17 protein-coding genes are annotated in these 22,277 nt (G+C 63.6%); 13 read left to right on the forward strand and 4 right to left on the reverse strand.

The window, feature by feature from the left end; translation table 11 throughout:
* Positions 1-5: 5 nt before the first annotated feature.
* The 3 genes from ccoP to ccoN are packed head-to-tail and all read right to left on the reverse strand — an operon-like array spanning position 6 to position 3,013.
* Positions 6-953, reverse strand: a complete 948-nt coding sequence (ccoP, locus tag NF616_RS10425) for a cytochrome-c oxidase, cbb3-type subunit III (RefSeq protein WP_252273188.1) — start codon at positions 951-953, stop codon at positions 6-8.
* 6 nt (positions 954-959) lie between these two features.
* The gene (ccoO, locus tag NF616_RS10430; protein WP_252273189.1) at positions 960-1,574 is read right to left on the reverse strand and encodes a cytochrome-c oxidase, cbb3-type subunit II; all 615 of its coding nucleotides are present in this window, start codon (positions 1,572-1,574) and stop codon (positions 960-962) included.
* Positions 1,574-3,013 carry a cytochrome-c oxidase, cbb3-type subunit I gene (gene ccoN / locus NF616_RS10435; protein WP_252273190.1) on the reverse strand — a complete coding sequence of 480 codons (1,440 nt, stop codon included), beginning with the start codon at positions 3,011-3,013 and terminating at the stop codon, positions 1,574-1,576. The genes ccoO and ccoN overlap by 1 nt, the downstream gene beginning before the upstream one ends.
* Positions 3,014-3,054: 41 nt before the next feature.
* On the opposite strand from ccoN, the gene NF616_RS10440 reads away from it, so the two are divergent.
* On the forward strand, positions 3,055-3,723 hold the full coding sequence (locus tag NF616_RS10440) for an alpha/beta family hydrolase (RefSeq protein ID WP_350493488.1): 669 nt from the start codon (positions 3,055-3,057) through the stop codon (positions 3,721-3,723).
* Between the two features lie 159 nt (positions 3,724-3,882).
* Here NF616_RS10440 and NF616_RS10445 read toward each other — a convergent pair whose 3' ends face one another.
* On the reverse strand, positions 3,883-5,448 hold the full coding sequence (locus NF616_RS10445) for a methyl-accepting chemotaxis protein (RefSeq protein WP_252273192.1): 1,566 nt from the start codon (positions 5,446-5,448) through the stop codon (positions 3,883-3,885).
* A 683-nt stretch (positions 5,449-6,131) separates the two neighbouring features.
* Between NF616_RS10445 and NF616_RS10450 the strand changes: the two genes are divergently transcribed.
* The 12 genes from NF616_RS10450 (at position 6,132) to NF616_RS10505 (ending at position 22,077) form a co-directional block, all read left to right on the forward strand.
* Complete coding sequence (locus tag NF616_RS10450; RefSeq protein WP_252273193.1) at positions 6,132-7,442, forward strand: nucleotide sugar dehydrogenase; 1,311 nt, start codon at positions 6,132-6,134, stop codon at positions 7,440-7,442.
* 91 nt (positions 7,443-7,533) lie between these two features.
* Positions 7,534-9,015 (forward strand): glycosyltransferase family 2 protein, encoded by a 1,482-nt coding sequence (locus NF616_RS10455; RefSeq protein WP_252273194.1) that lies wholly within the window; start codon positions 7,534-7,536, stop codon positions 9,013-9,015.
* 44 nt (positions 9,016-9,059) lie between these two features.
* Positions 9,060-10,274 carry a PilZ domain-containing protein gene (locus NF616_RS10460; protein WP_286675006.1) on the forward strand — a complete coding sequence of 405 codons (1,215 nt, stop codon included), beginning with the start codon at positions 9,060-9,062 and terminating at the stop codon, positions 10,272-10,274.
* A 29-nt stretch (positions 10,275-10,303) separates the two neighbouring features.
* Positions 10,304-11,641 carry a tetratricopeptide repeat protein gene (locus NF616_RS10465; RefSeq protein WP_252273195.1) on the forward strand — a complete coding sequence of 446 codons (1,338 nt, stop codon included), beginning with the start codon at positions 10,304-10,306 and terminating at the stop codon, positions 11,639-11,641.
* Positions 11,638-13,056, forward strand: a complete 1,419-nt coding sequence (locus tag NF616_RS10470; protein WP_252273197.1) for an alginate export family protein — start codon at positions 11,638-11,640, stop codon at positions 13,054-13,056. The genes NF616_RS10465 and NF616_RS10470 overlap by 4 nt, the downstream gene beginning before the upstream one ends.
* Before the next feature lie 73 nt (positions 13,057-13,129).
* Entirely contained in the window at positions 13,130-14,617 is a 1,488-nt protein-coding gene (algG, locus tag NF616_RS10475) for a mannuronan 5-epimerase AlgG (RefSeq protein WP_252273396.1), read from the forward strand.
* Positions 14,614-16,035, forward strand: a complete 1,422-nt coding sequence (locus NF616_RS10480) for an alginate O-acetyltransferase (RefSeq protein WP_252273198.1) — start codon at positions 14,614-14,616, stop codon at positions 16,033-16,035. Before algG ends, NF616_RS10480 begins: the two co-directional genes overlap by 4 nt.
* Positions 16,036-16,101: 66 nt before the next feature.
* Positions 16,102-17,598 carry an MBOAT family O-acyltransferase gene (locus NF616_RS10485; RefSeq protein WP_252273199.1) on the forward strand — a complete coding sequence of 499 codons (1,497 nt, stop codon included), beginning with the start codon at positions 16,102-16,104 and terminating at the stop codon, positions 17,596-17,598.
* A gap of 12 nt (positions 17,599-17,610) precedes the next feature.
* Complete coding sequence (locus NF616_RS10490; RefSeq protein WP_252273200.1) at positions 17,611-18,765, forward strand: alginate O-acetyltransferase; 1,155 nt, start codon at positions 17,611-17,613, stop codon at positions 18,763-18,765.
* 16 nt (positions 18,766-18,781) lie between these two features.
* Positions 18,782-19,432: an alginate O-acetyltransferase AlgF gene (locus tag NF616_RS10495; RefSeq protein WP_252273201.1), complete on the forward strand. Its 651-nt coding sequence runs from the start codon at positions 18,782-18,784 to the stop codon at positions 19,430-19,432.
* The gene (locus tag NF616_RS10500; protein WP_252273202.1) at positions 19,432-20,553 is read left to right on the forward strand and encodes a mannuronate-specific alginate lyase; all 1,122 of its coding nucleotides are present in this window, start codon (positions 19,432-19,434) and stop codon (positions 20,551-20,553) included. The genes NF616_RS10495 and NF616_RS10500 overlap by 1 nt, the downstream gene beginning before the upstream one ends.
* A 75-nt stretch (positions 20,554-20,628) precedes the next feature.
* On the forward strand, positions 20,629-22,077 hold the full coding sequence (locus NF616_RS10505; protein WP_252273203.1) for a mannose-1-phosphate guanylyltransferase/mannose-6-phosphate isomerase: 1,449 nt from the start codon (positions 20,629-20,631) through the stop codon (positions 22,075-22,077).
* Positions 22,078-22,277: the final 200 nt, after the last annotated feature.

Here is a 22,277-nt window from a genome sequence, read left to right on the forward strand (position 1 = left end):
AGGGATCATTCGCTGGCCAGGGTCTCCTCCGCCGCCGGCTTCTGCGACAAGCTGTAGACGTAGGCGGCCAGCAGGTGGACCTTGTCTTCGCTGCCCACGTACTGCAGCTGCGCCGGCATGTGGCCGGTGCGGCCATAGCGGATGGTCTGCTGCAACTGGGCGAAGCTGCTGCCGTAGATGAACGCGCTCGGCTTGGTCAGGTTCGGCGCGCCCATGGTCGGCATGCCCTTGCCGTCCGCGCCGTGGCAGGCGAAGCAGGTGCTGGAGAAGATCTTCTGCCCGGCGCCGATGTCGGCGGTCTCGCCTTCCGGCAGCTTGCGGCCGGCCAGTTCGGTCAGCACGTAGGCGGCGACGTTGTGCACGCCTTCCTCGCCGATCATCTGACCCTGCGGCGGCATCATGCCGCTGCGGCCTGCAGTGATGGTCTGCTTGATGGAGGTCGCGTCACCGCCCCAGCGCCATTCCTTGTCGGTCAGGTTGGGGAAGCCGTAGGCGCCCTTGGCGTCGGAGCCGTGGCACACCGAGCAGTTGGAGGCGAAGAGGCGGTTGCCCATCTTCAGCGCTTTCGGGTCCTGGGCGACCTGTTCCAGCGGCATTTTGGCGTAACTGGCGTAGATCGGGCCGTAGGTCTGGTCGGCGCGATCCATCTCGCGTTGCCACTGCTTGGTCTGGGTCCAGCCGCCTTCGTAACCCGGCAGCGTGCCGGCGAAGTTGCCGAGGCCCGGGTACAGCAGCAGGTAGGCGCCGGCGAAGACCAGAGTGCCGAGGAACAGCATGAACCACCACTTGGGCAGCGGGTTGTCATATTCCTCGATACCGTCGAAGGCGTGGCCCAGGGTCTGGTCGGTGGTGCCGGGGCGCTGGCCCTTGCGGGTGGCGAACAGCAGCCACAGTAGAGCGACCAGGCTGCCCAGGGTGAGCAGGGTGATGTACCAGCTCCAGAAAGTGGTCATGTCCGATTACCTCTTGTTCTTCAGGCTGGTGCCGAGCACTTGCAGATAGGCCACCAGGGCGTCCATCTCGGTCTTGCCCTTGACCGACTCCTGGGCGCCGGCGATGTCTTCGTCGCTGTAGGGCACGCCGAGGGTGCGCAGGGCGCCCATCTTGGCGGCGCTGTCCTCGCCGCCGAGCTTGTTCTCGACCAGCCAGGGATAGGCCGGCATCTTCGACTCCGGCACCACGTTGCGCGGGTTGTACAGGTGGGCGCGGTGCCAGTCGTCCGAGTAGCGGCCACCGACGCGGGCCAGGTCTGGACCGGTACGCTTGGAGCCCCACAGGAACGGGTGGTCCCAGACGCTCTCGCCAGCCACGGAGTAGTGGCCGTAACGCTCGGTCTCGGCGCGGAACGGACGGATCATCTGCGAGTGGCAGCCGACGCAGCCTTCGCGGATGTAGATGTCACGGCCTTCCAGCTGCAGCGCGGTGTAGGGCTTCATGCCGGTAACCGGCTCGTTGACCACGTCCTGGAAGAACAGCGGGACGATCTGGGTCAGGCCGCCGATGCTCACCGCCAGGACCATGGCGATGGCCAGCAGGCCGACGTTCTTCTCGAGTATTTCGTGCTTGCTGCTCATCAGTGGGCGACCTCTGCGGGAATCAGGGCTTCTGCGTCGTATTCGGCCGGCTTGGCGGCGCGCACGGTCAGCCAGGTGTTCCAGGCCATCAGCACCATGCCGAAGAGGAAGATGGCGCCGCCGGCGACGCGGATGACGAAGCCCGGGTGGCTGGCCTCGAGCGCCTCGACGAAGGAGTAGGTGAGGGTGCCGTCGTCGTTCACGGCGCGCCACATCAGGCCCTGGGTGATGCCGTTGACCCACATGGAGGCGATGTACAGCACGGTGCCGATGGTCGCGAGCCAGAAGTGCGAGTTGATCAGCGCGAGGCTGTGCATCTGCTCGCGGCCGAACACTTTCGGAATCAGGTGATACAGCGAGCCGATGGAGATCATCGCCACCCAGCCCAGCGCACCGGCGTGTACGTGGCCGATGGTCCAGTCGGTGTAATGCGACAGCGCGTTGACGGTCTTGATGGCCATCATCGGGCCTTCGAAGGTGGACATGCCGTATAAGGCGATGGAGACCACCAGGAAGCGCAGGAACGGGACGGTGCGCAGCTTATGCCAGGCGCCCGAGAGTGTCATCATGCCGTTGATCATGCCGCCCCAGCTGGGGGCCAGCTGCACCTGGGACATGACGATGCCGAGGGACTGTGCCCAGTCGGGCAGGGCGGTGTAGTGCAGGTGGTGCGGACCGGCCCAGATGTACAGGGTGATCAGCGCCCAGAAGTGCACGATGGACAGGCGATAGGAATACACCGGGCGCTCGGCCTGCTTGGGCACGAAGTAGTACATCATCCCCAGGAAGCCGGCAGTGAGGAAGAAGCCCACGGCGTTGTGGCCGTACCACCACTGGACCATGGCGTCGGTGGCACCGGCGTACAGCGAGTAGGATTTGGTCAGGCTGACCGGCAGTTCCAGGTTGTTGACGATGTGCAGCATCGCCACGGTCAGGATGAAGCCGCCGAAGAACCAGTTGCCCACGTAGATGTGCTTGGTCTTGCGCTTGAGCAGCGTGCCGAAGAACACCAGCGCGTAGGCGACCCAGACGATGGTGATCAGGATGTCGATCGGCCACTCCAGCTCGGCGTACTCCTTGGAAGAGGTCCAGCCCAGCGGCAGGCTGATGGCGGCGAGGACGATCACCAGCTGCCAGCCCCAGAAGGTGAAGGCGGCCAGACTGTCGGAGATCAGGCGGGTCTGGCAGGTACGCTGCAGCGAGTAGTAGCTGGTGGCGAACAGGGCGCAACCGCCGAAGGCGAAGATCACCGCGTTGGTGTGCAGCGGGCGCAGGCGGCCGAAGCTGGTCCACGGCAGGTTGAAGTTCAGTTCGGGCCAGGCCAGTTGGGCGGCGATGAACACGCCGAGCCCCATCCCGACTATGCCCCAAACCACCGTCATAATGGCGAACTGGCGGACAACTTTGTAGTTGTAGGCCGCAGTGCTGGTTGTGTTCATGTGTTGGGCTTCCATCCACGGTTTAGAAAAGCAGGGCAAGCATGGGTAATGGCAAGGTGATGGTTATTGACGGGGATCAATGCGAAGCGCGGGGGTGGCTGTGGAGCGGGGTGGACGGAATGTCGCAGGCCACCCTGATCCTCGCCCATGGCGCCGGCGCGCCGATGGACAGCGCGTTCATGCAGCGCATGGCCGAGTTGCTGGCCGAGCGTGGTGTGGCGGTGCTGCGCTTCGAGTTCCCCTACATGGCGCAGCGCCGGCAGGGCGGCGGCAAGCGCCCGCCCAACCCGCAGGCCCAGTTACTGGATGCCTGGCGCGAGGTGTGGCGTGAGGTGAGGGCGCGGGTGAGCGGGCCGCTGGCCATCGGCGGCAAGTCCATGGGCGGACGCATGGCCAGCCTGCTGGCCGATGAGTTGGGCGCCGACGCGCTGGTCTGCCTGGGTTATCCCTTCTACGCCGCGGGCAAGCCGGAGAAGCCGCGGGTCGCGCATCTGGCCAAGCTGCGCACGCGCAGCCTGATCGTCCAGGGCGAGCGCGACGCGCTGGGCAATCGCGAGACCGTGGAGGGCTATGTGCTGGCGCCGGGCATCACCCTCGAATGGCTCGCCGCAGCGGATCACGACCTCAAGCCGCTCAAGGCCTCGGGGTTCAGCCACGAGCAGCATCTGCAGCGTGCGGCCGATGCGGTGGCGGAATTTCTGCGCGGATAATGCGATAGGCGTGTTCGGTGCGCACGGCGCACCCTGTATTCGCAACGGTCGGTGCGGCGGCGAAAACCTAGGGTGCGCCGTGCCCACCGAACGTTCAGCCACAAAAAAGGCCGTCCCCGTGGGAGCCGGCCTTTTTCTCTGCCCAAACCGCCGCAGACCTCAGCGGTTGAACCGCTCCACCAGCGAATACTGGTCCTGGGCGGTGGCGGTCAATTCCTTGCTGAGCAGCGCGGTGCTCTGCGCTTCGCCGGAGGTCTGGTCGGCGAGCTGGGCGATGGTGGTGATGTTCTGGTTGATCTCGTCGGCCACGGCGCTCTGCTCCTCGGCGGCAGCGGCGATCTGGTTGGCCATGTCGGTGATATTGGCCACCGCGTCGCTGATGCCCTGCAGCGCCTCGTCGGCCTTCTGCACGCGCTCCACGCCTTCGTCGGCCTGCTGGCGACCGATCTCCATGGTCATCACCGCCTCCTCGGCGGTGCGCTGCAGCTTGGCGATGAGGCCGTGGATCTGCCCGGTGGACTCCGCGGTGCGCTGAGCCAGCGAGCGCACCTCGTCGGCCACCACGGCGAAGCCGCGGCCCATTTCCCCGGCGCGCGCAGCCTCGATGGCGGCGTTGAGGGCGAGCAGGTTGGTCTGGTCGGCGATGCCCTTGATCACATCCACCACGCCGCCGATTTCGTTGCTGTCCTGGGCCAGGCGCGACACCGTTTCGCCGGTCTCGCCCACGGACTGCGACAGGCGCTGGATGGCCTCGCGGGTTTCCGAGGCGACATTGCGCCCCTCGCTGGTCAGACGGTTGGCCTCCTGCGTGGCGATGGCGGCGCGGGCCACGTTGCTGGCGACTTCCAGCGTGGTCGCCGCCATCTCGTTGATGGCGGTGGCAACCTGCTCGGTCTCCACGCGCTGGCGCTCCAGGCCGGAGGAACTGTTGTGGGCCAGCTGGTCGGCCTCGCGGGCCTGGCTGGTGAGGCGCTCGGCGGTGTCCTGCAGGCGGGTCAGGCAGGTGCGCAGGCGCGCTTCCTGGCTGAGCATGGCCATTTCCAGGCGTGCCTCGGCGCCGCGGCTGTCGGTGTACATCTGGGCGATCAGCGGATCGGAAGTGGTCTGCTCGGCGATGTGCAGCAGACGCTTGATGCCGCGAGTCTGCCAGCGGATGCCGGCCAAGCCGAGTGGCACCGAAAGCAGGGCGGCGAGCAAGAAGCCCCAGGTGGAGCCCATCCAGTGACCGATCAGGAAGCCGATCTGGCTGACCAGAATGAACGGCAGCCAGGCCTGCAGCACCGGCAACCAGCGATCGGTCGTTGGGATCGCCGGCTTACCGGAATTGATCCGGGCATACAGTGCCTCGGCGCGACGCACCTGTTCGGCGGTCGGCTTGACCCGCACCGACTCGTAACCCACCACCTGGCCCTTATCGAGCATCGGCGTGACATAGGCGTTGACCCAGTAGTGGTCGCCGTTCTTGCAGCGGTTCTTCACCACGCCCATCCACGGGCGGCCCTTCTTGAGCGTCTGCCACATATGATCGAACACCGCTGAAGGCACATCCGGATGACGCACGACGTTGTGCGGCGCGCGCATCAGCTCTTCTCGTTCAAATCCGCTCACATCGACGAACGCCTGGTTGCAATAGGTGATCTGGCCCTTGAGGTCGGTAGTGGAAATCAGGCGTTGCTGGGCAGGAAAGATGCGATCACGTTGAGTGACAGGCTGGTTGTTTCGCATGCGGGCGTGCTTCTTTGAACTGAGGGGTAGTAGACGACAGATCGGCCGCCGAGCGGGAAAGTTTAATGGTCACATTTTCAGCAAGCGATGTGACGCGCGTCGCGATTGTTCTCTGTAATTTTCGGGAACTTTTTCAGGTATTAATTTATGCGCGAAAAATATATGAAACTATTCGGGAGCAGTTATGTCACGCGCTCCGCTTCTTACTCATACTTTTGGGCGATTGAGCATGTTGGAAAGTGTCAATAGTTGGTGCGTCGGTTTTTTGGCATTAGATCTTTTGTGAACATTTAAAGAACTCGCTAGTTCGTGAAGAAATGCTCGAAATTAGGTGTTACTTTCTACTTGCGCCCTTGTATGATCTGTCCTAGAGCACCTGCACCATAGGGGTGCCATAAAAATGACGGGTCTCATGCCCGCACCTGGTTACCAGTGGTAACTAGGTCACTGTTTTCAAAGAAATAACTTTCTTTCTGTCTGTCGCGGAACTTTGTTGTTTCGCGTGGCATCTGTTTTGCTCGGGATGATATGTACTTCCTGTATCAATTTACGCGGAACGGAAGTGCGTCTCGAGCAGTAATGGAGACCCGAGGAATGTGTAGTACCTGTAGTCCGGTCTCGCGAGAAGTTTGCGGCAGCCATGGGGCTTGCCGCGTCGATCAACGCAAGGAGGAGATCGTCCAATGCGTATCAGCATCTTTGGACTGGGCTATGTGGGTGCGGTGTGTGCAGGGTGCCTGTCGGCCAGGGGGCACCAGATCATCGGAGTGGACATCTCGCCACTGAAGATCGATCTGATCAACGACGGCAAGTCGCCGATCGTGGAGCCCGGGCTGGAAGAGCTGCTGCAGAAAGGCGTGTCCAGCGGCAAGTTGCGCGGCACGCTGAACGTGCGCGAGGCCATTCTGGAAACCGACATTTCCTTCCTCGCCCCTCCGACGCCGAGCAAGCGCAATGGCGACCTCGACGTGTCCTACATCGAAGAAGTCTGCGAGCAGATCGGCAAGGTCCTGCCGGAAAAAACCAGCCGCCACACCGTGGTGATCCGCAGCACCGTGCTGCCGGGTACGCTGCGCAACGTGGTCATCCCGACTCTGGAGAAATTTTCCGGGCTCAAGGCCGGTGAAGACTTCGGCGTGGCGGTGAACCCGGAGTTCCTGCGCGAGAGCACCGCGATCAAGGACTACGACTTCCCGGCCATGACCGTGATCGGCGAGCTGGACAAGACTTCCGGCGACCTGCTGGAAGAGATCTACAGCGAGCTGGACGCTCCGATCATCCGCAAGACCGTCGAGGTCGCCGAGATGATCAAGTACACCTGCAACGTCTGGCACGCGACCAAGATCACCTTCGCCAACGAGATCGGCAACATCGCCAAGGCGGTGGGTGTCGACGGCCGCGAGGTGATGGAGGTGATCTGCCAGGATCACAAGCTCAACCTGTCGAAGTACTACATGCGCCCCGGCTTCGCCTTCGGCGGCTCCTGCCTGCCCAAGGACGTACGCGCCCTGAACTATCGCGCCACCCAGCTCGATGTCGACTCGCCGCTGATCAGCTCGCTGATGCCGAGCAACGAGGCGCAGGTTCGCAACGCCTACAACCTGATCGCCAGCCAGGACAAGCGCAAGATCGCGCTGCTCGGCCTGAGCTTCAAGGCCGGCACCGACGATCTGCGTGAAAGCCCATTGGTGGAGCTGGCCGAGATGCTGATCGGCAAGGGCTTCGACCTGAAGATCTTCGACCGCAACGTCGAGTACGCCCGTGTTCACGGCGCCAACCGCGAATACATCGAATCGAAGATCCCCCACGTCTCCTCGCTGCTGCGTTCCGACCTCAACGAGGTGGTGGCCGACGCCGACGTCATCGTGCTCGGCAACGGCGACGAGCTGTTCGAGACCGTCGTTCAACAACTGCCCCCCGGCAAGAAACTCATCGACCTGGTCGGTTTCATGCGCCAGTGCAGCGATGAGGTGAAAGAGGGCCTCTGCTGGTAGCGGACTGCGCGACCTAGGTATGCACAGGGCGTTACAACAACAATAACAGCGCCCCCGTTGCAAAGCGGTAACTCAAACGGGGTTGGCAACAATGGAAAGTATCCAAGGAAGCCTGCGCAACAGCGCCGGCTGGTTGTTCTACATCTCGATGCTGGGTGGCATGGCCTTGCTGCTGCCGCACAGCATCTTCGATCCGGAGTCGACGGATTTCCTCCTGCTGCTCGGTGCGGTGGGGATCTGGCGTTACTCCATGGGCGCGATCCATTACGTTCGCGGCCTGATCTTCCTCTATGTGGTCTACCCGCACTACCGTCGCAAGGCCCGCAACCTGGGCAAGGCGGCCGATCCGTCGCACGTGTACCTGCTGGTGACCAGCTTCCGCATCGAGGCCATGACCACCGCCGCGGTGTACCGCTCGGTGATCCAGGAGGCGATCGATTGCGGCTATCCGAGCACCGTGGTGTGTTCCATCGTCGAGCTCTCGGACGAGCTGCTGGTCAAGAACCTGTGGAACCGGCTATCGCCGCCCGAGCATGTGCGTCTGGACATCGTGCGAATTCCCGGCACCGGCAAGCGTGATGGCCTGGCCCAAGGGTTCCGTGCGATCTCCCGGCATCAGCCGGATGATCGGGCGGTGGTGGCGGTGGTGGACGGTGACACCGTGCTTTCTTCCGGCGTTATCCGCCAGACCGCACCGTACTTCACGTTGTTCGGCAATCTCGGCGGCCTTACCACCAACGAGTTCTGCGAGGTGCGTGGCGGCTACGTGATGCAGGAGTGGCACAAGCTGCGCTTCGCCCAGCGGCACATCAACATGTGCTCGATGGCCCTGTCCAAGCGCGTGCTGACCCTGACCGGACGCATGTCGGTGTTCCGTGCCGAAGTGGTGACCGACCCGGGCTTCATCGCCGACGTGGAGAACGACCACCTCGACCACTGGCGCCTGGGCCGCTTCAAGTTCCTCACCGGCGACGACAAGTCCAGCTGGTACAGCCTGATGCGTCTCGGCTACGACACCTTCTACGTGCCGGATGCCACCATCCATACCGTGGAACACCCGCCGGAGAAGAGCTTCATCAAGGCCAGCCGCAAGCTGATGTTCCGCTGGTACGGCAACAACCTGCGGCAGAACTCGCGTGCCCTGCGCCTTGGCGTGCGGCGCCTGGGGGCCTTCACCAGCGTGGTACTGCTGGACCAGCGCGTGTCGATGTGGACCAGCCTGCTCGGCCCCTCGGTGGCCATCATCGCCAGCATCAAATACGGCTTTGCCTACCTGCTGATCTATCTGCTGTGGATCGGCCTCACCCGGTTGGTTCTGACCCTGCTCCTGCTGGCCTCCGGGCACAGCATCGGTCCGGCCTATCCGTTGATCCTCTATTACAACCAGATCGTCGGCGCACTGGTGAAGGTGTACGTGTTCTTCCGCCTGGACCAGCAGTCCTGGACGCGCCAGAAGACCAAGCTCAACCGCGATCTCGCCAGCTTCCAGCGCTGGTTCAACCCATGGTCGTCGCGGGCCATGACCTTCTCCGCGGGTAGCGTCTTCGTCGCCGCCCTGATGTGGATCGTTTGACCCGTTGGCTCCCTCAAGACTCTCGATTGCATAAAGGAACGAACATGAGCGCAGTGATCAGCCCCAGCATCAACAGTAATGTTGTTCATGAAGCCGAAGCTCAGCGTCAGTACGCGCGACTCAAGCTACCGGCGAAGATCCGCTACTACACCCCCCAGGGACAGGAACTTGAGGCGCCACTGCTCGACCTTTCGGTCGGCGGCTTCTCTTTCGCTCCGGGCAACCATCTTCTGCACGAAGGTCAGTATTGCCGCGGCAAGCTGATGTTCGAGGTGGAGGGCATCGGTTTTGCCATGGACGTGGAATTCCAGGTGCGTTCCCTCGCCGGCGGCAAGCGTGCCGGATGCGAGTTCCACCACCTGCGTCAGCGCGAGCAGGCCGCGCTTCGCTACCTCATCAGCTCGTTCCTGAGCGGCGAGCTCATCAACGTCGGCGACCTGATCAGCACCCTGCAGCGGGAAAACTTCACCAAGCCGCGCAAGGGCGTGGACGGCGCGCCGACCGGCATCTTCGGCCGCATGCGCGCCGCCGGCCTGAGCCTGGTGATCTTCCTGATCGGTGTCGCCGCCTGCACCTACGTGCTGTATCAGCTGTACGACATCTATTTCATCACCCACGCCGACTCCGCGCAGGTGGCGGTGCCGGGCCAGCAGGTCTCGATGCCGCGCGAAGGCGCCGTGCAGGCGCTGGTCAAGGTCGGCGATACCGTGGCCAAGGGCGCGCCGGTGGGCACCTTCTCTTCGAACATGATGGATGTGCTCAAGGGCGTACTGCCGACCGAGGACCTCACCCCGGACAATCTGCAGCGCCTGTTCGGCAAGACCTTCCAGGGCACCCTGACCAGCCCCTGCGATTGCCGTGTGACCGCCCAGCTGATCGGTGATGGGCAGACCGCGGGCAAGGGCGCTCCGGTGTTCCTGCTGTCGCCGGTCGATGCCGTTGCCACCGTCGAGGCGCGCTTCCCCTACCGTTCCTTCGACGAGCTGCAGCCGGGTACCGCGGTCGACTTCGTGGTCGCCGGCGAGACCGCCGAACGTAGCGGCCGCATCACCACTCTGGCGCTGCAGGACGGCGGCCTGGCCTCCGACATCCGCGTCATGATCCAGCCGGACGAGCCGCTGGCCACCGAACTGGCCAAGCGTCCGGTGGACGTGCGCATTCCTCCGCTGGGCGGCATGTTCGACGCGCGCCTGGCAGCCGAAGGCGAGATGCTCGCCAGCAAGCTGCTGCCGGCCAGTGAAACGGCGGCCGGCCAATGAACGGGCGTCTCACCGCGATCGCGCTGTGCGTGGCCATCGGCGGCTGCGCCCAGCTGCCCGATCTGGAGCGCGCCGAGCGCGCCAAGACTGGCGGTGATCTGCAAACGGCGGAGGAGAACTTCCGCCCGTTGGCAGAAATGGGCTACGAGGAGGCGCAGCTCGGCCTGGCCGATGTCCTGGTGAAAAGCCCGGCTCCCGAGCGCCGGGCTGAGGGCGAGGCCATTTACCGTCGCGCCGCCGCCAGCTCCGTGCAGGCAAGGATCAAGCTGGGCAAGTGGCTGGCGGTCAAGGAGAACGCCACCGAGGCCGAACGCCAGGAGGCTATGGGTCTTCTGAGCGATGCCATCGACAGCGGCGATCAGAGCGTGCTCATCGCCTTGGTGCGGTTGCAGCTGGAGGACCCGCAGCGCCAGGGCACGGCCGAGCTGGAACGCCAGCTCGCGGCCTGGCAGGCCCAGGGCATGCCCCAGGCGAAGCTCGGTTGGATCATGCTCTACCGCGCCCGTGGCGACTACGAGCAGCATCTGGATGAGATCCGTCAGTCCTGCGAGACCTGGCTCAATGAGGTCAGCGACTGCTATGCCGAACTGGCCACGGTCTACCGCATCCAGGGCGACGAGGAAGCGCTTAAGGGCCTGCTCGTGCGTCTTGAAGCCGACTACACGAGCGAGCGTGTGCCGCCGGTCGAGGTCAAGAGCGTAGCCCGGGCCCTAGCCGACGAGGGCTCAGGCGAGCCGCGGCCGGACGAGGCCAAGCAACTCTACGAGATGATTGCACCGCAGTGGCCGGATGCCTGGGCCAGTCTCGCCACCCTGGTTCGCAACTACCCCCAATTGGGTGAGGGCGAGCAGGTGGTGGAATACCTGGAGAGGGGCGTTGAAGCCGGCTCGAGCAAAGCTGCCGCCAGCCTTGGGCAGGTTTACCTCAACGGTCAGCTCGTCCCGGCGGAGCCGGACAAGGCCGAGAAGTACCTGCTGATCGCTGCGCCGCAAGAGCCCAAGGCGCGAATCATGTTGGCTCGACTGTACCGCGAAGGAAAGCTCGGCGCGGTTTATCCCGAGAAGGCCCTCGAGCAGCTCCTGATCGTCGCCCGCAGCGGCAATCCGAGCGCCGACGTGGCGCTGGCACAACTGTTCGGCGACGGCCGCGGCATTCGCATCAATCCGGTCTATGCCTACGGTTTCGCCACCCTGGCCAAGGAACAAGGCATGCCTCAGGCCGACCTCTGGCTGGAGCGAATTGCACCGCGCCTGCAACCCGGAGACATGGAGCGGGTTAGGGCAATGGTGGCCAAGGAAAAGGCAGCCAGGACTGGCGAGCAAGTCAGTCTGGGCGCCTCCAATAATCTAGTGCGGGAAACGCTATGACCCTTAGCAAATCTCTCCTCGGTATTGTCATCGCGGCCAGCGGAACTCTGACCGTCAATGGCGTGCGCGCCGATGAGGCCTCGAGCTTCGATTACGGCGTCAACTTCAAATTCACTGCCCAGTCCGTGGACGACCTGGACCTGGGCACTCGCGACGAGGGCGACTACAACGGCGTCGGCCTCAGCGCCCGGCCCTGGCTGTTCGGCCAGCGCGGCGACTGGTCCGGTTTCGTTCGCGGCGAGGCATTTGTTGCCACCGACGTGCTCGAGTCCTCCCAGGTGGACAGCGACGCCATCGAATCCCAGGACGCCCGCGAGCGCGACGAGAACTTCCTCGCGCTGCACGAGTTCTGGGTCGACTACGGCGGCTTTACTTCCTATCCCGGAGAATCGCTGCGCTTCGGCCGTCAGCGCATCCGTACCGAGGATGGCTTGTGGTGGGACTCCAATATCGAGGCGCTGCGCTGGAACTTCGATACCACGCTGCTGAGTGGTCATGTGGCGATCGCCGAGCGCTTCAGCGACTACCGCACCGACCTGGACGACCTAGCGCCGCAGGACGAGGATCGCCAGCACTTGCTGGCCGGTGTCGCCACTCAGTGGCGCCCCAACCACTGGGCCGGGCTCAAGCTGCATCACAGCCGCGACAACGGCGACCTGCCGAATACCGGCGAGCGCATCGATGAACTGAGCAAGACCTACACCGGCGACATCACCTGGTTCGGTGCCGAACTCAATGGTGACTTCTTCAATCCGCGCAGCACCGCTCCGATCAACTATTGGGCCGCGGCTACGGTCATGCGCGGTGACGCCGAGCTGCTGCAGACCAGCAGTGTCACCGGCGAGCGCCGGGCGGCCGGCAGCCGCGATCAGGATGTGGACGGCTGGGCCGTGGATCTGGGTCTGCGCTGGAACATCGACGAGAACTGGCGCGTCGGCGGCACCCTGACCCGCGCCAGCGGCGGTGGCGATGCTGAGGACTCCGACCAGTTCATGCAGACCGACCTGCACAGCAACCGTGCGCGCTTCACTGGCACCCGCTCGACGGTCCACCGTTTCGGTGAGGCCTACCGCGGTGAGATGAACAACCTGCAGGCCGCCTCGCTGTTCGGCAGCTGGATGTTCGACAAGAAGTACGACGCCAGTCTGGTCTACCACCGCTTTTGGCGCGTGGACGAGGACCTGGACAGCACCAGCGGCCTGAACGCCCCCCTGGAAGCCGGCGACAAGGATCTCGGCCAGGAGGTCGACCTGGTGCTGACCCGCTACTTCGATCGCAGCGAACTGGGTGTGGTCGAGGCCGACTCCGCCCTGGTGCGCCTGCGTGGCGGCGTGTTCTTCCCCGGCGATGCCTATGCCAGCGGTACTGATTCGAGCATGCATCGGGTGATGCTCGACGTGATTTGGCGCTATTGAGGAATTGACCATGAAGCAGTGCAATCACGGATGGCCGCGTGGCATCGGGCTAGGGCTCTGCGCCTGGCTCGCCATGGCCGGCAACGCCCACGCGGTCAACACCGAGGTGTCACCGGAGTTCTACCGCGTCAGTAGCGCGCCGGCCGAGCCGCTACAGATGGATCCACCCAAATTACCCGATTTGACCCCGTTCACCCCCGCGGCGGTTGAAGCAAAGATCGTACGCAAGCCGGCGGCCAAGGTGTCCCTGCAGCGCATGACCGGTATGGATCAGTTGACCGAGTTTACCGGTGGCGACGAGCGTCTGCGCGAGTGGGTATCGCGGCAGCGCGGCATGCCCCAGGCCATCGTGGTAGAGGGCGGATACTTGACCCCCGCCGGGCTGGCCAAGGCCCTGCAGCCGCGCTATTTCGCCGAGGTCGAGCCAGGCGTGTACATGCTGCGCGCCCCGCTGGTGGTGATGCCAGGCGCGACGCTGCACATCGATAAGGCTACCAAGGACTTCCGCATGTCCACGGACCGCGGGGCCTTCCTCATCAACGACGGCAAGCTGTTCATCACCGACACCCGGGTTACCGCCTGGCGCGAGGCCGATAACAAGCAGGACTGGTTCGCGAAGAAGGGGCAGTTCCGCCCCTTCATCAACGCCTGGGGCGGCACCGAGACCTACGTCGTCGGTTCGACCATCTCCAGTCTCGGTTACACCTCGAGTAAGTCGTACGGCTTCTCGATCTCCCAGTACAGCCCATCGATGCACCCGAAAATGAAGCGTGGCCACCCCACCGGCTGGCTGCTGAACTCGAAATGGGATGACATGTGGTACGGCTTCTACTGCTACGAGGCCGACGATGTAGTCATTCGTGGCAATACCTACATCAACAACCTGGTGTATGGCATCGACCCGCACGACCGTTCGCGGCGCCTGATCATTGCCGAGAATACCGCCTACGGCACCAAGCAGAAGCACGGGATCATCGTCTCGCGTGAGGTCAACGACAGCTGGATCTTCCACAACCGTTCCTACGAGAACGAGTTGTCTGGCATCGTCATCGACCGCAGCAGCGTGAACAACGTGCTCGCTTACAACGAGACGTACCGCAACAAGTCCGACGGCGTGACCATTTACGAGAGCGGCAACAACCTGCTGTGGGGTAACAAGGCCTACAACAACGAGCGTCACGGCATCCGCGTGCGCAACAGCATGAATATCAAGCTGTACGAGAACCTGGTGGTGAGCAACGGCAAGTTGGGTGTCTACGGCCACGTCAAGGACCTCAGCAATACCGATCGCGACCTCCTCCTCGACCCCTTCGAAACCAGCATCTCGATGCTCATCGTTGGCGGCAAGCTGGTTGCCAATTCTTCCGGGCCCATGGGCGTGGACTCTCCGCTGAGCCTGGAACTGTACCGGGTGGAAATGCTGTCGCCGACCAAGAGCGCCGGCATCACGCTGCCGGGCATCCTCGGTCCCTACCAGGACAAGATCCTTGACCTGATGGTGCGCCAGGACAAACCGGTACTAATCGATTATCTCGGCAAGGACATGGAGGCGAAACGATGAATGCTCTGCTGCGCGCCCGCCACGGTCTGGCGCTAGGTCTGCTGCTTGCCACCACTCCGACGGTCGCGGCCCAGTTCCCCACCTACGAGATCGAGCTGATCGACGGGCTGTGCCCGGCGGCAGCCGACCCGGCCAGGTACGACACGAAGGAACTGCAGTTCCACTTCTCGCTGATCGACGGGCAGGACGGCTGGCTATTCCGCACCAAGAATGACTTGCGCACCGACATCGGGACCTCGCCGCAAGGCTATGCCCAGCTCAAGCGTTTCCGCGATGCGCTCAAGGCCCGTGGCGTGGAACTGCTGGTGGTGTTCCAGCCGACAAAGGGGCTGGTCAACCGGGAGAAGCTGACGCCCGAATGGCAGGCCAAGTACGACTGGGAAACCGCCCGCGCCAACTACATCAAGACCATCGAGCAGTTTCGCAAAATCGGCATCTGGGCTGCGGATTACTCGCCGCTGTTTGACGAGCATCACCAGGAAACCAACTTCTTTTTCAAGGATGACCACCACTGGACATCTCGTGGCGCTCGCGAGACGGCCAAACTGACCGCGGAAGTGCTGAAGCAGATTCCGGCCTATGCCGACATGCCGAAAAAGGAATTCGTGACCAAGCGCGTCGGCATTCTCGGTAGCCCGGGCAGCTCGGGCGAGGCGGCCGGCAAGCTCTGCAACAATAGCTACGACACCGAGTACGTCGACCGCTTCGCCACCGAGCCGGCCGACGAAAGCTCTGGCGACAGTCTGTTCGGCGACGAGCCCACGTCGGATGTCGTGCTGGTGGGCACCAGTAACAGCGGCGTCGCCTACAACTTTTCCGGATATCTGGAGCAGTACAGCGGCGTGCCGGTCATGAACATGGCGGTTACCGGCGGTGGCTACGAGGCGGCCATGCTGCAGCTACTGGCCAGCGATGAGTTCCAGAAGAATCCGCCGAAGGTGGTCGTCTGGGAGTTCGCCACTCATTACGACATGTCCCTGCGTGACTTCTACCGCCAGGCCGTTCCCATGGTCAACAACGGTTGCGCCGGCCAGCCGGCGTTGATGAGCAATAAGGTCAAGCTGCATCAGGGTAACAACCAGGTACTGCTCAACGGGACGAATGGCCTGAAGGAGCTGCGTAGCGCCGATCACATGATCGACCTTCGCTTTAGCGATCCGAGCATCCACGAAGCCAAGACGACTGTCTGGTACTTCAGTGGACGCAAGGAGGGCTACAAGCTTGAACAGAGTGACCGCATCGATACCGGTGGCCGCTATGTCTTCGAACTTCGCGATGAGGGTGACTGGGCCGACCTGACCTTGATGGGGTTGGAAGTGGAGGCGCCGGAGAACACGCCTGAGGGCCTGACTGTCGAAGCGACGGTGTGCAAACGTCACGACATGGGAGGCCGCCAGCGGCTGGCGCGCAACGACTGATGAATCTGCAATCCATTCCGGTCGCGCTGACGGCCGGCGGCCTGCTCATTTCCAGGAGAGACTAGGATGGTTTTCTCGTCTAACGTGTTTCTGTTCCTGTTCCTGCCGATCTTCCTCACGCTCTACTACCTGTGCGGAAATCGCTATCGCAACCTGCTGCTGCTGGTTGCCAGCTATATCTTCTATGCCTGGTGGCGGGTGGACTTCCTCGCCCTGTTTGCCGGCGTCACTGTGTTCAACTACTGGATAGGCCTGCGCATTGGCGCGGCCGGGGTGCGCACGAAAAAGGCCCAACGCTGGCTGCTGTTCGGTGTGGGCGTCGATCTCTGCGTGCTGGGTTACTTCAAGTACGCCAACTTCGGTGTCGAGAGCTTCAACGCGGTAGTCGCTTCGTTCGGCATGGATCCCTTCGTGCTGACCCACATCCTGCTGCCGATCGGCATCTCGTTCTACGTATTCGAGTCGATCAGCTACATCATCGACGTGTACCGCGGCGATACCCCGGCGACCCACAATCTGATCGATTTTGCCGCCTTTGTGGCGATCTTCCCGCACCTCATCGCCGGTCCGGTGCTGCGTTTCCGCGACTTGGTGGACCAGTTCAATCACCGTACCCACACGGTGGACAAGTTCGCCGAGGGCTGCACGCGCTTCATGCAGGGCTTCATCATGAAGGTGTTCATCGCCGACAGCGTGGCGCCAATCGCCGATCATTGCTTCGCCCTGTCCGACCCCACCACGGGTGAGGCGTGGCTCGGTGCGGTGGCGTACACGGCGCAGCTGTACTTCGACTTCGCCGGTTACAGCAGCATGGCCATCGGCCTGGGCCTGATGATGGGCTTCCGCTTCATGGAGAACTTCAACCAGCCCTACATCAGCCAGTCGATCACCGAGTTCTGGCGGCGCTGGCACATCAGCCTGTCCACCTGGCTGCGCGACTATCTGTACATCAGCCTGGGCGGCAATCGCGGTAGCACCTTCCAGACCTACCGCAACCTGTTCCTGACTATGCTGCTGGGCGGTCTGTGGCACGGCGCCAACTTCACCTACGTGATCTGGGGTGCCTGGCACGGCATGTGGCTGGCCATCGAGCGGGCCCTGGGCGTGGATGCCGCGCCGCGTACTCTCAATCCGCTGAAATGGTTGTTCACCTTCTTCCTAGTGGTCCTGGGTTGGGTCATCTTCCGCGCGGAGAACCTCGACGTGGCCGGGCGCATGTACGGCGCGATGTTCAGCTTGTCCAACTGGGGGCTGTCGGAGCTGACCGTGGCGCAGCTGACCAGCCTGCAGATCGGCACGCTGATCCTGGCCTACGTGGTGATCGCGGTGCTGGGCATTCGCCAGTTCTATTCCAACCCGCTGGCCAAGCGCGCGCCGCAGGCCAAAGCTGGGGAGGAGGGCGGAGCCGTCGCGCCGCTGGGCGCCGGTACGGCAGTCGCCGCGGCCGCCGCGCCGGCCTATGCGGTCGTGCTCGGACGCACGCTGGTTCTGCTGCTGTTTGTCGCCTCGGTACTGAAGCTGTCGGCGCAAAGCTTTTCACCCTTCCTGTACTTCCAGTTCTAAGGAGGAGCCGACATGCGCACCATCAACATCGCTTATGGCCTGATCTTCGTCGCGCTGCTCGTCGGGCTGTCGCTGGCCTCGCTGCCCAACCTGTTTAGCTTCTCGGCGGCGGCCGGCACACCATTCCTCAACGGCAAGCTGTCCCATGCCATCGAGAAGCACTATGACAAGGGCTTCCCGGTCAAGGAGTTCGGTACCAATGCCTGGGCTGCGGTGGAGTACGGCCTGTTCGGCGAGGGGCGTCCGGGCGTGGTCGTGGGTCGCGAAGGCTGGCTGTACACCGACGAGGAGTTCAAGCCGGCCAAGCAGGCCGACCAGCTGGATGACAATTGGAAGCTGATCGCCGGCGTGCAACGTGAGTTGCAGCGCCGTGGCATAGAGTTGCAACTGGTGCTGTTGCCGGCCAAGGCACGCCTGTACCCGGAGCACCTCGCAGGACGGCAGCCCGCTCGTCAGCAGCAGGAGCTCTATGGCCAGGCGCAGGAACGCATGCGAGCTCTCGGTCTGCAGGGGCCGGATCTGCTCGCCGCCATGCGTAACGGCAAGGCGCAGGGCCAGGTCTTTCTGCGGACCGACACACACTGGTCGCCCTACGGAGCAGAGGTGGCGGCGCGGGCGGTGGTCGACCATCTGCAGCGCAACGCGCAGTGGCAACGGGGCGGGGTGGGTTATCACACCCAGGTGACCGGCAGCGAAACGCACAAGGGCGACTTGCTCAGCTACTTGCCGCTGGACCCGTACTTCGCCGGCATGCAGCCACCGCACGAGGAACTCGAGCAGCGTCGCACCGATCAGAACGGTGGTGAAGATGCTGCCGATCTGTTCGGCGGCAGCGTTCCCCAGCTGGCTCTCGTCGGCACCAGCTACAGCGCCAATCCCAAGTGGAATTTCCCCGGCGCACTGCGCCAGGCCCTGGGGGCTGACCTCTACAACTACGCCGAGAACGGCCACGGCCCGCTGGTGCCGATGCTGCGTCTGCTGGCCAAGGGCGAGGAGGAAACCCAGGGCATCAAGCTGGTGCTGTGGGAAGTGCCGGAACGCTACCTGACGATGCCCAGCGACCTGACCGAGTTCGATCCCCAGTGGCTGGCGCAGCTGCAGGGCGATTCGGGTGAGGCCGAGCGTCTGGCGATGAAGGGCACCGCCAAACCCCTGGCGGCCCATTGAGAACCCCCATAAGGAGATGAATATGCATACCACCATCCGCAAACTGGCCCTGGGTCTGAGCTGCCTGAGCCTGGGAGTCGCCATCAACGTTGCCCACGCTGACGAAGGCGGCTTGTACGGGCCTACCGCACCGGCCGGTTCGGCTTTCGTGCGCGCCTATAACGCTGGCTCCAGCGAACTGGACCTGACCCTCGGCTCGGTCAGCATCAAGGATGTGGGGCCGCGCGCCAGCAGTGACTTTTCCTTCCTGCCGGCTGGCAGCTACAGCGCCAGCGCCTCCGGCAAGAGCCTGCCGGTGGACCTCAAGGCCAATCAGTACTACACCTTGGTGCAACTGCCCAGCGGCGAGCTGAAGCTGGTCGAGGATCCGGCCTTCAAGAACCGCCAGAAGGCCCTGGTGCGCATCCAGAATCTGTCCGACACCCCCGTCAGCCTGAAGACCGCCGACGGCAAGACCGCGGTGATCGAGTCCGTGGCCGGCAAGAGCCGTGGCGATCGTGAGATCAATCCGGTCAAGGTGCGCATGGCGCTGTTCGCCGGTGATCGCAAGGTCAGCGAGCTGAGTCCGGTGGTTCTGGAGCGCGGCGAAGTGGCAGCGCTGTATGTGACCGGCAGCGGCTCGAGCCTGACCCCTGTGTGGGTCCAGCGCCCCGCAGGTACCGAGTGATGCTTGTGACCCCGTCCAAGCGCCTCGTGTCGTCCGTCGCAGTGCTGAGCGCACTGCTGGCGGGCTGCACCCCGTCCTCCGAGCGCGGCCCGTCCGGCTCGGCGGCACTGGTGGCGCCGACCGGCTATTACCGCGCCGCGCCGCCGCCGGAAGGCAAGCCGCGTGAGTGCGAGGCGCCGCCGCCGCCCTATACCGGCGAGCTGGATTTCCCCAGCAAGTACCAGGGCTCCGACTCGTCGCGCGACACGCTCAACGTGGCTGCCGAGCGGCGTTATCTGAAGCTGACCGGCGACATGCGCGAGATGGAGAAGGGCGTCAACCGCATGGTGGGACGCTACTTCAAATACGGCAGGCCTCAGGAAGTGGACTGCGCCATGACCTGGCTGGAGAGCTGGGCCGATGCCGGCGCACTGCTCAGCAAGGACTACAACCACACCGGCATGTCGGTGCGCAAATGGACCCTTGGTAGCCTGGCCGGCGCCTATCTGCGTCTGAAGTTCTCTACCTCGCGACCACTCGACGCACATACGGAGCAGAGCGCCAAGGTGGAGCGCTGGTTCGGTCAGATGGCCGATATGGTAGTGGCGGACTGGAACGCGTACCCGAAGGAACGCAGCAACAACCACAACTACTGGGCGGCCTGGTCGGTGATGGCCAGCGCAGTGATTCTGGACCGCCGTGACCTGTTCGACTGGTCGGTGGGTCAGTATCGCCATGGCGTGGACCAGATCACCAGGGACGGTTACCTGCCCCGCGAACTGGTGCGGGAGACCCGTGCCTTGTCCTACCACAACTACAGTATCGCTCCGCTGATGATGGTGTCGGCCTTCGCCAAGGCCAACGGCCTCGATCTGCGCGGCGAAGACGACGGCGCCTTGCTGCGCCTGGCCCGCAACGTGGAAGCGGGCCTGCAGAACCCGAAGATATTCCAAGAAAAGACCGGCTATGAGCAGAAAGCTGTCGACCTGCAACAGAGCAGCCGGTTCGCCTGGTTGGAGCCTTACTGCGCGCTGTATCAGTGCTCACCGAGCACCGAGGCGTGGCGGCGTTCGATCGAACCGCTCAGCACCTATCGGCTAGGCGGCGATCTAACTCAACTCTTTTCCGGGCAACTGCCTTGAGATCGACCCTGACGTTCACCCCCGACCGGGTTGTCCGGTACGGGATATGACAGAGATTCGAATGGAGATTGACCCATGATTCCGGTAATCCTCTCTGGTGGTAGCGGTTCCCGCCTGTGGCCCCTGTCGCGCAAGATGTATCCCAAGCAATTCCTCGCCCTGACCGGCGAGCAGTCGCTATTCCAGCAGACCCTGCAGCGTTTGAGCTTCGACGGCATGCAAAAGCCGATGGTGGTGTGCAACCTCGAGCACCGCTTCATCGTCAACGAGCAGCTCGGCAAGATCGGCATCACCACTCAGGGCCTGCTGCTCGAGCCGTTTGGCCGCAACACCGCGCCGGCCGTGGCCATGGCCGCCCTGCAACTGATCGCCGAAGGCCGTGACGAGCTGATGCTGGTGCTGCCGGCCGATCACGTGATCGACGACGAACTGGCCCTGCGCAAGGCCCTGGAGCTGGCCCGCGTAGCCGCCGAGGAAGGCGAGATGGTGTTGTTCGGCATTCCCGCCAACGCGCCGGAAACCGGCTTCGGCTACATCAAGGCCGCCCGCAGCGACGATGGCGACGACCTAGTGCCGGGCGCGTTCCGCGTCAGTCAGTTCGTTGAGAAGCCCGATCACGAACGCGCCGCCGAATTCGTACGCAGCGGCGGCTATTACTGGAACAGCGGCATGTTCCTGTTCCGCGCCAGCCGCTTCCTCGATGAGCTACGCAACCACGAGCCGGACATCTACGACACCTGTGTGCTGGCGCTGGAGCGCAGCAAGGCGAGCAACGGCGTGGTGACCATCGACGCCGGCACCTTCGAGTGCTGCCCGGACAACTCCATCGACTACGCCGTGATGGAAAAGACCAGCCGCGCCTGCGTGGTGCCCCTGGCCGCGGGCTGGAACGATGTCGGCAGCTGGTCCTCGCTGTGGGACGTGCACGAGAAGGACAGCGACGGCAACGTGCTCAAGGGCGACGTGGTCACCCACAGCAGCCACAACAGCTTCGTCCATGCCACGTCCAAGCTGGTCACCCTGATCGGCATGGACGACGTGGTGGTGGTCGAGACCAAGGACGCGGTGATGATCGCCCACAAGAGCGCCGTGCAGGACGTTAAGAAGATGGTCGGCATGCTCGACGCCAAGGGCCGCCAGGAAACCCAGAGCCACTGCGCCGTGTACCGCCCGTGGGGCAGCTATGACTCGGTGGACAACGGCAACCGTCACCAGGTCAAGCACATCACCGTGCGTCCGGGCGCGCAGCTGTCGCTGCAGATGCACCACCACCGCGCCGAGCACTGGATCGTGGTGTCCGGCACCGCGCAGGTGACCTGCGACGACAAGACCTTCCTGCTCACCGAGAACCAGTCGACCTATATCCCGATCGCCTCGGTGCACCGCCTGGCCAACCCCGGCAAGATCCCGCTGGAGATCATCGAGGTGCAGTCCGGCAGCTACCTCGGCGAGGACGACATCGAGCGGCTGGAGGATGTCTACGGACGCACCCAGACCCAAACTCAGCCGGCAACGGTTGGCTGATCGGTTGAATGAAAAGGGGCGGCCAGATGGCCGCCCCTTTTCTTTTGTCGTCCCATCGTGCCGTCGCGGGAGCGTCGCCCGGGACGTAGGGTGGCCTCGCCGCGAAGCGGCAGTCCACCGGACGCGGCAAGAAGGATCGCATCGCCGACACCCACCTCCGAGCCGTAGCCGGCGGCGCGCTGCCCTGCGGGCGAGGGCGC

The sequence above is a fragment of the Pseudomonas subflava genome (assembly GCF_023823685.1).
Classification (GTDB): domain Bacteria; phylum Pseudomonadota; class Gammaproteobacteria; order Pseudomonadales; family Pseudomonadaceae; genus Aquipseudomonas; species Aquipseudomonas subflava.